This window comes from Methylocystis sp. (assembly GCF_051061225.1).
In the GTDB taxonomy this organism is placed as follows: Bacteria; Pseudomonadota; Alphaproteobacteria; order Rhizobiales; family Beijerinckiaceae; genus Methylocystis.
Genome location: NZ_JBPFEB010000066.1, coordinates 1 through 12,010, shown reverse-complemented (window position 1 = coordinate 12,010; position 12,010 = coordinate 1). Strand labels below are relative to the sequence as shown.

The 12,010-nt window shown below is 61.5% G+C and carries 11 protein-coding genes and 1 pseudogene; 9 read left to right on the top strand and 3 right to left on the bottom strand.

Annotated elements, in window-relative coordinates:
- Positions 1-166, top strand: a pseudogene (locus tag ACR652_RS11855) (c-type cytochrome, methanol metabolism-related); the annotation flags it as partial.
- Positions 167-286: 120 nt separating this feature from the next.
- Here the strand turns inward: ACR652_RS11855 and ACR652_RS11850 are convergent.
- The gene (locus tag ACR652_RS11850; protein ID WP_434506692.1) at positions 287-1,180 is read right to left on the bottom strand and encodes a substrate-binding domain-containing protein; all 894 of its coding nucleotides are present in this window, start codon (positions 1,178-1,180) and stop codon (positions 287-289) included.
- A gap of 227 nt (positions 1,181-1,407) precedes the next feature.
- On the opposite strand from ACR652_RS11850, the gene modA reads away from it, so the two are divergent.
- Positions 1,408-2,190, top strand: a complete 783-nt coding sequence (modA, locus tag ACR652_RS11845) for a molybdate ABC transporter substrate-binding protein (RefSeq protein ID WP_434506691.1) — start codon at positions 1,408-1,410, stop codon at positions 2,188-2,190.
- Positions 2,191-2,245: 55 nt separating this feature from the next.
- Complete coding sequence (locus ACR652_RS11840) at positions 2,246-4,870, top strand: alginate export family protein (RefSeq protein WP_434506690.1); 2,625 nt, start codon at positions 2,246-2,248, stop codon at positions 4,868-4,870.
- Between the two features lie 5 nt (positions 4,871-4,875).
- Here ACR652_RS11840 and ACR652_RS11835 read toward each other — a convergent pair whose 3' ends face one another.
- On the bottom strand, positions 4,876-5,094 hold the full coding sequence (locus tag ACR652_RS11835) for a hypothetical protein (protein ID WP_434506689.1): 219 nt from the start codon (positions 5,092-5,094) through the stop codon (positions 4,876-4,878).
- A gap of 305 nt (positions 5,095-5,399) precedes the next feature.
- Here ACR652_RS11835 and ACR652_RS11830 point away from each other — a divergent pair, with 305 nt between their 5' ends.
- The gene (locus tag ACR652_RS11830) at positions 5,400-5,690 is read left to right on the top strand and encodes a hypothetical protein (protein ID WP_434506688.1); all 291 of its coding nucleotides are present in this window, start codon (positions 5,400-5,402) and stop codon (positions 5,688-5,690) included.
- Here ACR652_RS11830 and ACR652_RS11825 read toward each other — a convergent pair.
- Complete coding sequence (locus ACR652_RS11825) at positions 5,687-5,902, bottom strand: hypothetical protein (RefSeq protein ID WP_434506687.1); 216 nt, start codon at positions 5,900-5,902, stop codon at positions 5,687-5,689. The genes ACR652_RS11830 and ACR652_RS11825 overlap by 4 nt on opposite strands.
- A gap of 171 nt (positions 5,903-6,073) precedes the next feature.
- On the opposite strand from ACR652_RS11825, the gene ACR652_RS11820 reads away from it, so the two are divergent.
- The 5 genes from ACR652_RS11820 to ACR652_RS11800 form a co-directional block, all read left to right on the top strand.
- Entirely contained in the window at positions 6,074-6,496 is a 423-nt protein-coding gene (locus ACR652_RS11820; protein ID WP_434506686.1) for a hypothetical protein, read from the top strand.
- A gap of 575 nt (positions 6,497-7,071) precedes the next feature.
- A complete protein-coding gene (locus ACR652_RS11815; protein ID WP_434506685.1) occupies positions 7,072-7,944 on the top strand; it encodes a hypothetical protein in 873 nt (290 codons plus the stop codon).
- 693 nt (positions 7,945-8,637) lie between these two features.
- Positions 8,638-11,211 (top strand): RCC1 domain-containing protein, encoded by a 2,574-nt coding sequence (locus ACR652_RS11810; protein WP_434506684.1) that lies wholly within the window; start codon positions 8,638-8,640, stop codon positions 11,209-11,211.
- 500 nt (positions 11,212-11,711) lie between these two features.
- Positions 11,712-11,903, top strand: coding sequence for a hypothetical protein (locus ACR652_RS11805; protein WP_434506683.1), 192 nt, complete (start codon positions 11,712-11,714; stop codon positions 11,901-11,903).
- An 18-nt stretch (positions 11,904-11,921) separates the two neighbouring features.
- Positions 11,922-12,010 (top strand): transposase (locus tag ACR652_RS11800; protein ID WP_434506664.1); only part of this gene is annotated, 89 nt, incomplete at its 3' end.

The following is a 12,010-nucleotide window of genomic DNA, read 5'->3' as shown; positions in this document are numbered from 1 at the left end:
GCCGGCCTTCGCCGACAACAAGAACGCCGTCTGCTACATCGACGATCTCTACGTCTATCTGCGCGCGCTTTCGACCGGCGCCGTCCAGCCCGGCCGCCCCGAGAAGAAGGAGCCCGCGCCGGAGGCCTTCAAGAAGGCCGAGGCCGAGTGCATGGCCGCCAAGTAAGGCGCTTCCCGTCTCGACGCCAGGCCCCGGCCTTCCGCCTCTCTTGCGAGGCTGGAAGCCGGGGCTTTGTTTTGGCGCCCGGCGGACGTTTCTCAGATTTCGGCTCTCGCGGCGCGCCGTTCACGGACCGTTGAAATGCACCGCGCCGAGCGACGTGCAGTCATATCCGCCGATCGCAGCCGCCCGATTCCGGAACGTCTCGCTCTGGCAGAACTGCATCAGTTTCTGAAACGGCGGATCGAAATAGGCCTTGCGCCACACCAGGAGATCGAAGCGCTCGACGATGAGCGGCGTGAAGTCGAGTTGCAACTGCCGCGCGGCCGCTTCAATGCCGAGCCCGATATCCGCGCGTCCCCCCCCGATCGCCATGGCGAGATCGGTTTCCGATCGCTCGATGGCCTCCACGCACTCCACGTCCGATTTTTCCATCCCCGCCTGAGCGAGAAGCGCCGTCAAAATGAGTTCGCTGCCCGCCTCGGGCTGACGTGACTGAAATCTCAGCCTGCCGATATCGGCGAGCGTGCGAATCGTTCGTCCGGCGGACGGGCGATACATCAGGCCGCGTGTCCGCTTCGCCCATTCGATGAGCACAACGGGTTCGCCGCCCACGGCGTCCTCGACGGCGGCGACGTTCCAGGTTTCGAGTCCGTCCTCCGGAATGTGCAGCCCGGCGGCCAGGCAGCCGCTCCCGCGGAAGCGCGCCAATCCGTCCAGCGCGCCGTCGAGCAGCGCCGCAATGCCCGAGCGGGATTCCTTCAGCGCCCATTCCAGGAGCAGATCATGCCCGCCTGCCATGATCAACGGAAGGCGCCCCGTGGGGACGACGGCTTTGGGCTCGGACAATCTCTCGCCCGCGCTCGCGGCGATCCAGGCTTCTATTTCCTCCTTCGGGAACAGCAGCTTCCCCGTCACCCTGCGAACCGGCAGCGCATTCGCGGAGACAAGATCGTAGACCTTCCGCTCCTTCACCCGCAGCAGGGCGGCAAGCTCCCTCGTGGTGAAATATTCGGTCATGCGCCTGATTCCCTTCCCGTCCTCCGTAAATTTCGCATATCGCCGCGCCGGCGCAAAGCCGCTCATTCGCGCGCTTTTGGAACGCTTTGCATGTTCTCGCAGCAAAGTGACGCTGAAAATAACCGAACTTGTGCGAAAATTCCGCGTGACTATACCGTATCAGAAAAATAGCATGGTTTCACATGATTCAGTCCTCGCTTCCCCGGGGCCATTTCAAGGAGATGTCCATGTTGCGCATCGCAGGCCTCGCTTTCGGCCTGGCCCTCGCCTTCGGCGCCGCGCCCGTCCGGGCCGAGGCGCCGGCCGCAAACGCGCCGACCGTCACGGTGTTCGCCGCGGCGAGCCTGAAGAACGCGCTCGACGCCGTCTCGACCGCGTTCAAGGCGAAGACGGGCTCCGAGCTGAAGATCAGCTATGCGGGCTCGATGGCGCTCGCCAAGCAGATCGAAGCGGGCGCGCCGGCGGATGTGTTCTTTTCGGCCGATGAAACGTCGATGGACTATCTCGCGGGAAAAAATCTCATCCAGCCCGGCACGAGAACGCCTCTTCTCGGCAACGCGCTTGTCGTCGTGGCGCCGAAGTCCTCCAAGCTTCAGAAACTGCCCTTCACGACCGAAGCCTTCGCCGCCGCGATTGGCGCGGGCAAGATCGCGACGGGAGACGTCGCCTCGGTGCCGGTGGGAAAATACGCCAAGGCGGCCCTCGACGCGCTCGGTCTCTGGGCGGTGACGGAGCCCAATTTCGCCTTCACGGACAATGTGCGCGCGGCGCTCATGTTCGTGGCCCGGGAAGAAGCGCCGCTGGGGATCGTCTATCTCACCGACGCAAAATCGGAGCCGAAGGTGAAAGTCGTCGCCACATTCCCGGCGAGTTCCCACCCGCCCATCGTTTACCCTGTCGCCCTGACCTCAGCAGCGAAGGGAAAAGCGGCGGAAGAGCTCCTGTCCTTCCTTAAGAGCAAAACCGCCAAAGCGATCTTTACCGAGCAGGGGTTTGCCGTGCTCCATTGAGCGCGCAAAAAGTGAAACAAGTCTGTGAACGGCGATGATGATCGAGGCGAGAGAGATGACGCTTGTGAACGGCCATTTGATGAAGAGCGTCGCAAGAGGCGCGTTGCTGATCGCTTTTGCCGCCGCCTCTCCCTTCGCGCAGGCCGATGACAAGGAGACCTCCGTCACCACCAGGACGGCGGGAAAGAAGGATGGGGCTGCAGCAGACTCCCCGAAGTCCAAGGGCGAGGCGGCGTCGGCCGGCGCAAAGACCGGCGACGGCAAGGGCAAGGGCGATGCGAAGCCCGAGGAAAAGAAGAGCTATTACGTTCCCACGCGCGCCTATCGGCTGGAGCCCCAGCCGGACATCCCGCCCTATGTGCGCAACCTCGCGAAGACCTACAAGCAGTTCGAGGGCGTCGATTGGCTCAACATCGGCCTCGACTCCCGCGTGCGCTTCGAATATCGCCAGAATGATTATCGCCCCTGGACCGACACGACCTTCAATCCGCCGGCGTCGCAGCGCAAATATTTTCCCAATTCGCTCTGGCTGTCGCGCACGCGCTTTTATCTCGGCGTGCAGAATATCCTCGATCCCTTCCGCGCCGTCGTGGAATTCCAGGACTCGCGCGCCTACAACAGTATTTATCAATATCAGGGACAGGAGATCAATCAGACCGATCTCATCTCGGCATATGGCGAACTCTTTTTCAAGGACGCGTTCGGCAAGGACCCGCGCGGCAACGACCGCCCCCTGACCGTGCGCGCCGGCCGCTTCCACTTCGAACTGCTGGATCGCCGGCTCATCGCGGAAAACGAGTTCCGCAACACGACCAACACATTCGACGGCTTTCGCATAAAGGTTGGCAAGAGAGAGAACGATTGGGATCTCGATAACTTCATCGCGCGGCCGGTGATCCGGTACCCTTATGCCTTTGATCGGCCCGACTGGCAGACCTGGGTTTACGGCAGCGTGTTCAGCTTCCGCCGCTTCTCCGAATATGCGACGGTCCAGCCTTATTTTCTTGGCCGCACGCAGTACGGCGATCCCTCGAACCCGTCGACGGCCCTGAAGACGCATCGCGAAACCTATGCGCCGGGCCTGCGAATCTACGGGATCATCGGCAATTTTGATTATGACTTCGACATCAACAAGCAGTTTGGCTCCTTTGGTCGCCTCCAGTCGGCGGGGCCCTTTCTGGGATCGAGCACGACGGTCACGAGCAGCCCGACGGGCGTAACGTCGGTTGTCGCGCCGAACAACATCGAGGTGACCGTCCCACATGACGCGCTGGCCTGGGCCATCGAGACGGGATACACCTTCTCCGAGCATCCCTGGAAGCCGCGCATCAGCGCCGTCTATGTCTACGGTTCGGGCAATGGGAGCCCGTTCAGTTACTCCAACAGCAACTTCGACACGTTTTACGGATTCAACCAGCCCTTCTCGCGCAACGATTACTTCGCCTGGAACAACATCAAGGACCCCAAGGTCAGGCTGGAGTTCACGCCGGCGAAGAATTTGCAGATCGATACGGCCTTCAGCGCCTATTGGCTGGCGGACGCCGCCAACTCCTGGGATCGCGTCAATCTCTTTGCGCCGCTCGGCAACAGGGGCACGTTCCTCGGCACTGAATTCGACATTCGCGCCCGCTACAAGCTGTCGCAGTTCATCAATCTGACGGCGAGCTATGCGCGATTCTGGCCCGGCGGGTTCACGTCGAGCTTTGCGTCGCCTGTCGCCTTCCAGCAATGGCCGTCGCCTTACAGCAACGCCGCCTTCAATGTGACCCAGACGGGAACGACCTGGGGTCTCACCTCGCAACCCACCAACTTCTTTTACCTCGAAGCGACGGCCAACGCCTTCGGCGACGGCCAGCCGATCACGAAGGATCCCGTTTCAACGCTGTGGGGCGCGGTCGGCCCCAACGCGCCCGCCGCGCCGGCTCCGAGCTGGCGGGATGTCTATGTCGGCCTCAATGGCGGCGGGGCCTGGTCGACGCCGGCGACTTATACGCTGACCGCGCCAGCATCCGGCGCCGTGGCGAGCGCGCCGATGGCGCAGGCGTCGTCATTGTTCGATGGACGCGATCGCCTCGCCGGCATCATCGGCGGCATGCAGGTTGGGGCGAACTGGCGTCTGGACGCTCCTGTCGTCGCTGGCGTCGAGGCGGATCTGCACGGCGTTTCGGGCAACGCCGATACAGCGTTCCAGAGTTCGGAGGTGGTCGCCGGGCGCCGGGGCTTCCTCAACTATGGCCAGCGCACGACGACGCTCAACTATCTCGGCACGTTGCGCGGCCGCCTCGGCTATCTGGTCACGCCAACGCTGCAGGTCTATGGCACGGGCGGCATGGCCTATGGCGGCGTCATTTCCAACACCGCGCTGTCCAGCATACCAGCGACGGGGGCGACGGCCTGGACGCTTGCGGACGCGAAATTCCAGGACGCGCTGGTCGGCTGGACGGCGGGCGGCGGCCTCGAATGGATGTTCCTGCCGGACTGGAGCGCCAAGGCTGAATATCTCTACTACAATCTCGGCAATGCGACGGCGACCGCCTATAGCGCCACGCGCTACAGCGGCGCGAATATTGGCCTGCCCAACGCTCTTTACGATTACAACGTGAACACGCGCACCCTCTTCGACGGCAATCTCATCCACGCCGGCGTCAACCGGCACTTCGACATGTTCGCGAAGGAGTAGCGGCGCTATCGGCGATCGGCGTTCTGGGTGATCATGTGCCGCAGCATGAAACCGACGGCATAGGAAAACACCGCGCCGAACAGGCCGAGAAAGGTGGAGTTCACATATTGCGGCTGGAGCCCCTCGGAAACCATCCGCAAGATTGATGCGCCGATCAGCAGAATGAAGGGCAGGGACATGACGACGCCGATCCAGTAAAGCGCGGTTCCGATCTGTCTGGGCATGGCGGACCTCCTACAAGCGATTGCAAACCCGCAGAATTTTCGGCGGCCACGCGCTGAACTCCAGCGCGGTTCCGGCCAATTTACCGCCTTTCTCCGCCGGCGCCTCCTGCTTTGATCGCCGCTGACGCGGAACGCAAAGCGCGAGTGTCGTTCACCGCGGCGACTCTGCGCCGATCGGCGCCCTCCGCGCCACGGAAACCTCGTTCTCCTGTCAATTCAGCGCCTTGACCGAATTTGGCCCCACCCGCGTCACATTCGCCATGTGTCGTCGCGCTTCCCCTTACGAGCAGACAGAAGGTTCCTGAATGAACAAGCTTTGCATTCTCGCAGGCTGCGCGCTGATGGTTTTCGGCATGGTCCCGGCGGAGGCGAAACCCTCTGCGGTCGCGGCCGTCAGCGCGGTCCTCTCCCGGCCCACGCCGGCCGCCCGCAAGGCGGAGATCGGCCGTCAGGTCGCCATGATGTGCAACCTGTCATTGTCCGGCGGCGATCTCGACCGGGCGTCGGCTTTCATCGAGGCGAACCGCGCCAGAGGCGCGCATTGGGTGGCCGAGCAGATCAGCAGGAGCGAGCTCGGCGACGCCTGCTCCGACTAGCCGCCGTCGTCGCTCCCTGTTGGAGCGAATGCGTTGCGCGACGGCTTGCACGCGATCTCCCTGGCGGAGAGGAGATCGAGCAGCCGCGTCATCTCGACGGGAAGGGGAAGGGCCAGCGTCGGCTCGAGGGTGGTGCGCACGGCTGCGCCCAGCCTCTTCTGCAGAAGGAGCGCATCGGCTTCCCCCTGCCCGTCAGTGACCATGAGAGTCATCCAGCTTTCCCCGAGAGCGCGCCAGAGCCGAGGATTTCGGCGGCCGCATTCCCTGAACTGCCGCTGGCGCCATTTGTTTCGCCCGGGATTCTACGTACTCTCCCTGATTGTGCGGTCTTCACGCGCCATGCGACCTTTTTGAAAAACAATAATCCCGCCGGGAGAGGGGCGATGCGCCTGGTTCTGGTCGAGCATGGGAGTGAACGCGTTCGTGGCGACTCTGCGGTTTTTGCCGCGAGTTCCTGTGTGTGGGCCGAGAACGCTTTCCTGAACGTCGGAGTCTCCAAACTATCGGTTGTGGCGGCGCGTCTCTTCGACGAAAGCGAAGGGCGCCTCAGATGGAACTACGAGTATTCGCCGTTCGGACCTTTGGAGAAAGGCGAAGGCTACGATATTTTTGCATGCAGCCACGATCTGCATGAGGCGCCTCCCGTGCATTTCGAGGATCTCGCCAACGTCTTTTGCGAATGCTTCTACGTCGGCCACGTCCGCTGCATTCCCCCTGTCGTGTCGCTCCAATCGCACCGAAGCCGGAGGGCGGAGGCGGAGAAGGCGCGCGCGGCGCCTCTGCGCATGGAACAAGGTTCTCTGTAGCGCTCTCCCCGCACCTTCCGTCTCTGGCGCGCGACCGCTTCGGAATGTGCGTTGCGCGCGCCCTCGGGCTATGAAGCCGTATTCTCGTGGAAGGCTGACAAAGCCGGCGCCCGGCGCGGCGTCATGGGATCAGGACGGCGAGGGGCCGGCGTCGAGCGGAGGAAGGCGAAACCATGATGAAACTGGCGTGTGTCATTCTTACCCTGGCTCTGGCGAGCTGCGCGTCAACGGGAAACGCGCCATCGGCGGGGAGCTTTCAGGTGCATGGCTCTGCGACAACGCAAATCCACAACTGAGAAAGCCTGCCTGATCACCTCATCCGGCGCTTATTGCCAAGATGCAGCCAGTTGATCCCCGGCTGCGCGCCAGGAGCGTCATCAGACGTCCCGTTAATGCAACCATTCTAGTTGCAAATGGCGTTGCAAATTTACCACGTGTCCGCTTTGAGACGATCGGGAAACGTTACATCCCTAGACCCAGCCGGCGCCGGCCGTTCTATTGCGGCTCCAGATAGCCCGCGCGGCTGGCTATCTCCTTTTTCTCTCCAGACATCCGTCTTCGAGCAGGATCATCTCATGAAGAAGCTCTCTGTTGTTGCGATTGCCGCCATCCTCGCGGCTCCCGCCTTTGCCCAGCCGGGCGGCGTTTCGGCGAATATTGGCCCGAACGTGTCTTCCGCCAACGGCGTGAACATCGGCAGCGTCACCAACATCGGCGTGAACAATCTCGGCGCCGTTATTCAGAACGTTGGCGTCGTCGGCGGAGGCGCCGTGCATCTCGATCAGGGCGCGATCAACCAGGAGCATGCGCACGTCGATATCGCCCCGGGCGCCTTTACGATTGGCAGCCTCGTTGATTCCGGCAATGGCGGCACGGGCGGCAGGGTCGACGTGATCGCCGTGAACGCGGCGCTGGCGCACTCGGACAACAGCATCGACCAGGGCGGCGTCGCCGCCGCTGTCGCGATTCCGGTGGCGGTTGCCGGTCAGGGCGTCGCCCTGCAGGACGCCAATGTCAATGGCGTTCCGGTCAACATCGGAGCTGGCGTCGGCAGGAACGAGGCCGAAGCGGGCGCGAAGGTCGGCGCGGTGCAGGCGAATGTCGCGTCGCAGAACTCCTTCACCGGCGCGGGCGCCGTTCAGTCCGGCATCGGCAACGGGATCAACGCCAATGGCGGCAATGGCGCCGCCTTCATCGTCACGATCGGCTCGAACAACACCAGCATTTCCAACACCTCGGTCTCGAAGATCGACGTCACCTCGACCATCAATGTCGCCGACAGGGGCGGCGTCGCTGGCGGCCTGAAAATCGAGGACTCCTTCAATACGGCGAACTTCACCAATATCGACGTGACCAGGATCAATGGCTCGTTCAACGGCAACGCCGTTGCGGTCGGCGACTCGGGCGCTCTGGCGGCCACGGCCAACGGCAACACGCTCGGCCACTAATAAGAACGGACGCCGCTTCGCCTGACCGGCGCAACGGCGTCCGCCAGACTCCGTGGCTGCCGTCCGCTCGAAACGTGGCGTTCGCCGCTCCTGAACTTATTGCGCAATCCAACGACAATATTTTCAACTCAGAATGAGCAAGAATAGTGAGCGGTCCTTTGTTTAGACTTTACGCGCACCAATGTCTGCTATAGCTATATTTACATTAGGATAGGATCCCTAATGTCAGACTGAAAACCCCCGGCCATCGCGGCCGGGGGTTTTTATTTTCGGCGCCCTGAAGATGGAGCGACGCTCTGCGCCCGGATCGCAGTCAACCGACCCCCGGCGAGTAGATGAATTTTTGCGCAGCTCTCGTAACAATAAATAACTTAAAGTAATTATATAAGACAGCGGAGCGCCCATCGACACAAAAATCATAAGCATTTCTAACAATATATAATTTTCTCCGCGGTTGCTCTGAATTTGCGCTCGCAAGCCACCTGATTGTTTTGTAAGTATTATCACTCAATTGACAATTTTAAAAAGAGTGGGTTCGCCAATGTCACGGCTCATTGCTGCGCTCATGTTTTTGACCATGGTCCAACCGGTCTGGGCCGCAAGTTCCCTCGGCGTTTTCGGGGGGCAGGGCTCCAGACCAACGGCGTATTGGCGAATGGCGCGAGCAGCGGGACCCAGACGAGCCCGACCCCAATGTCGTTGGGAGCAAACGTCAGCTTCATTCAGATGAGCGCGGGGTTTGATCACGCCTGCGGGCTGGACCCGGCCGGCGCCGTGTGGTGCTGGGGCTCGGACCAGCAGGCCCAGGTTGGAGACGGTTCCAACAATCCACAGTTGACGCCCTTCAAGATCACCCTGCCCAAGCCGGCGACATTCGTCCACGCCGGCTACCAGGCGACTTGTGCGATCCTCAACGACGGCACGGCGCGTTGCTGGGGCAGCAACGCGAACGGCAAGCTCGGGAATCCCGGCTTCACGGACGCCACCTATACGTCCACCAGCCCCGTGCAGCCAGGAACGAGCGCGACGACGTTTCTCACAGGCGTCATCGATATCGACCTCGCGCAATCCTATGGGTGCGCCTCCGCGTCCATGGGCGGAACCGTGCATCAGCTTTACTGCTGGGGAGCAAATAACGCAGGCCAGTTGGGGAACGGCGCGGGAACGACGACTGCGTCGACGACGCCGAAACTCATCAACATGGGAACCTGCACGGCAAACGCCTACACCGCCGCCGGCGGCGCGACGAACGTGAGCCAGATCTCCTCGAGCATGGACATTCTGCACGTCGCCACCGGCCGGGGTCTTGGGACGAACGCGTCGACACGTGGGACGACCTGCGCCGTGAACAGTCTTGGCGCGGCCTTCTGTTGGGGTGAAAACGCCGCCGGCGAGTCCGGCACGGCGCCCAGCTCCACTGCGTCGTCGATTTTCTGCCCCTCCGCCGTGAACACGTCGACCTTCACCGCCACGATCGCCGACGTCGACGTTGGATCGGGCGTCAACACCGTTGCAAGCACCGGCGGTCCCTGCGCGCGTGCGACTGACGGGACGGCCTATTGCTGGGGCGACGGGAATGGGCGGCTTGGCGATGGAACGCTGAACAGCAGTTACAAGCCAGTCCAGGTGCTGACCGGCGCCGCCACGCCGCTGTCGGGCGTAATCGACGTGGGGGTCGCAAATGACCACAACTGCGCGCTTCGCTACGACGGCACGGTCTATTGCTGGGGAAGCAATAATAACGGCGAATTCGGCAACGGAAACACCACCGACTCCGCTTATGCGATCCTTGCGCTTCAGGGGCCAACGCCTGGAACCTCGATCTTCAAGGGCGCCGCGGTCACCGAATTTGCGACGGGCGATGATTTCCTGTTGGCCGGAGCTCCGATGGCGGGCGTTGGACAGGCGGTGAACCCGGCAAATGCGCCGGCGTGGCAGATGTTTGCTCTACCGTGCAACCCCACAAGCTCAGAGGTCACTGCGGCTCTGGGCGGTAATTTTCCGGCTGCCTGCTATAAACTCAACTCAGGAACAAACGGCGGGGTCGATTGTAATGGAAAGGGCTGGGTCGTCGACTACTATAAAATCAGCAACACATCCGCGCCCGGAACATATGATTATGTCAACGTGGGCGATAAGCTGAATTATAACGATCAGGCAAATATCCCTTCGGGGGGCGGATATTGGTTGAAGAGCTATAGTCAGCCGAATGCAGGAAGGATGTCGGTCCAGTGTTCCACTGCGGGCGGCGCGAAGCCGCAGGGAACGTTCACCAACACAACCTACTGCCCGTCCGGAAACTGCTTCGTCTATCCGCTCTCCAATCCGCGCACGGCTGGGGTCGGCAACAATGCCTGGAATCTTGCGCCCAATCCTCTGCCTTATCCTGTGGACTGGAGCAGCGTGCGGGTCTGCGCGGGCTATAATCCGGCGAGCGGCGGAAGCTGCTCCGCCGCCTACACGCCCTGCCAGGCCGCCAATAGCGCAGACGCGAGCTGCTCGGGGGCAAAGGCGAATCCAGTCCTCCTGGCCAGCAATGCCATCAGCATCTTCAATCCGACCACGGGCGCTTATCACACCTTCAATGATTTGCTGCCGCCGACAACGACGGCGAATCTCGGATATTTTCAGTCCTTCTTCGTCAACGTTGGCGACGGCGTCATCGGCAGAAGCGATGTCGTTCTCCTGATCCCGGCGGTTGCGTCTTCGCGTCCGCCGGTGGTCGGCCCGGGGGCGGTAATGGTGAAGCCCGGCGCTCCATCGCCCGCGGCGACGTCCAATCGGGTTTCGCCGGCTGCGGCGAGCAAGACGGCCCGCGAGTGGTCCGCCGTGCTCGAGGTTTATGACGACGCGCGTTATCTCTCCGAGCGAACGGCAAATCTCGGCGCGGCGAATGGGTCCCTTCCGGGCTACGACGGCAAGGACGTGGCGTATTTTCCCAAGCCTGACTTCGTCACATCGAACTTTCTTTACATCACCCTCCCGCATCCGGAATGGGGCGCGAAGGCGGGAGACTATGTCTCCGATTACCGCACGCCGTCGGCAAACGGGGTCAATCTGTTCAGTTTCGTGATCCATACCGACATGATCGGCGGGACGGTGCGCTTCAGGCTGCAGACCGACAAGCGAACTTTTGCGAACTGCGTGCTCAACGATGTCTCGGCCAACAGGGGTTATCCCCTGAGCATGGCGGACTTTTTCGCGGGCGTCAGCATCACCATGGACAGCACCGACAAATCGATGCAGCTCGTCTGCAAGAATTCCTGAGCAAAGCGGCTCGCCTGCGCCGTGACATCAACGTTGTGCCGCGCGGAGCAAACCCTTTGGCTGACCGGCGAGGACGCGCCAGGCTGCGTGGAAGAAGAGTGTTCTTGTTTTCGATGGTAGGCCGGGAGGGACTATTTCCCAATTTGATAAGATAATGAAAAATAAACGTTTTTTATCCTGAGACTTGTAATAGTCCCCCACCCAGTCCCCCGGTTTGCAACGGTTTTGTGCGGACGATGGGGAACGGTAGCGAGCGTCAATGCAAAATCGCTCCGCCGACACATCCACGGTAGGTTGGGGCAACCCTGCCGATCCCGGGCGGCGCCTTACGTATCTTCTCTGGTGACCTATCGCGGCGATGCACTTATCAAGCCGGTGGCCCAACCGGCTTTTTCTTACCGGAAACAAGAAACGCCCTGCCGCTGCTTACGCGGCCGAGTCCCGGCGTTGACTCACGTCAAGCAGTCTCCTTAATGTCAAGTTAGGGAGAGGCGCGCCAGATGATTGTTATCCTTGAATTCTTTCGCCGGTCGGAAGATGAGGGCGCTCGCGTCCAGCTCGCGATTGAGAAGCGAGACCTAAAGACCGCCGAACTGGCGATATCCTACGCGCGCGGCGCGGTTGGAAATGTCACTTTCAACGGAAAAGTGGCAGACGGTTGCCTAGAGGGTGTTATGTACTTTGGTGATTGATTGCTTTAGTAGAATCGGATGTCTTCGATTCGCAAACCGTATCCTTCTGACGTCAGCGACGAAGAGTGGTCGCTGGTTGCGCCTTATCTGACGCTCATGGACGAGGG

What these genes read in the sequence shown, in the direction of transcription:
- ACR652_RS11850 (WP_434506692.1), bottom strand. Translation starts at nt 1,180, where the DNA reads ATGACCGAATATTTCACCACGAGGGAGCTTGCCGCCCTGCTGCGGGTG.
- modA (WP_434506691.1), top strand. Translation starts at nt 1,408, where the DNA reads ATGTTGCGCATCGCAGGCCTCGCTTTCGGCCTGGCCCTCGCCTTCGGC.
- ACR652_RS11840 (WP_434506690.1), top strand. Translation starts at nt 2,246, where the DNA reads ATGACGCTTGTGAACGGCCATTTGATGAAGAGCGTCGCAAGAGGCGCG.
- ACR652_RS11835 (WP_434506689.1), bottom strand. Translation starts at nt 5,094, where the DNA reads ATGCCCAGACAGATCGGAACCGCGCTTTACTGGATCGGCGTCGTCATG.
- ACR652_RS11830 (WP_434506688.1), top strand. Translation starts at nt 5,400, where the DNA reads ATGAACAAGCTTTGCATTCTCGCAGGCTGCGCGCTGATGGTTTTCGGC.
- ACR652_RS11825 (WP_434506687.1), bottom strand. Translation starts at nt 5,902, where the DNA reads ATGACTCTCATGGTCACTGACGGGCAGGGGGAAGCCGATGCGCTCCTT.
- ACR652_RS11820 (WP_434506686.1), top strand. Translation starts at nt 6,074, where the DNA reads ATGCGCCTGGTTCTGGTCGAGCATGGGAGTGAACGCGTTCGTGGCGAC.
- ACR652_RS11815 (WP_434506685.1), top strand. Translation starts at nt 7,072, where the DNA reads ATGAAGAAGCTCTCTGTTGTTGCGATTGCCGCCATCCTCGCGGCTCCC.
- ACR652_RS11810 (WP_434506684.1), top strand. Translation starts at nt 8,638, where the DNA reads ATGTCGTTGGGAGCAAACGTCAGCTTCATTCAGATGAGCGCGGGGTTT.
- ACR652_RS11805 (WP_434506683.1), top strand. Translation starts at nt 11,712, where the DNA reads ATGATTGTTATCCTTGAATTCTTTCGCCGGTCGGAAGATGAGGGCGCT.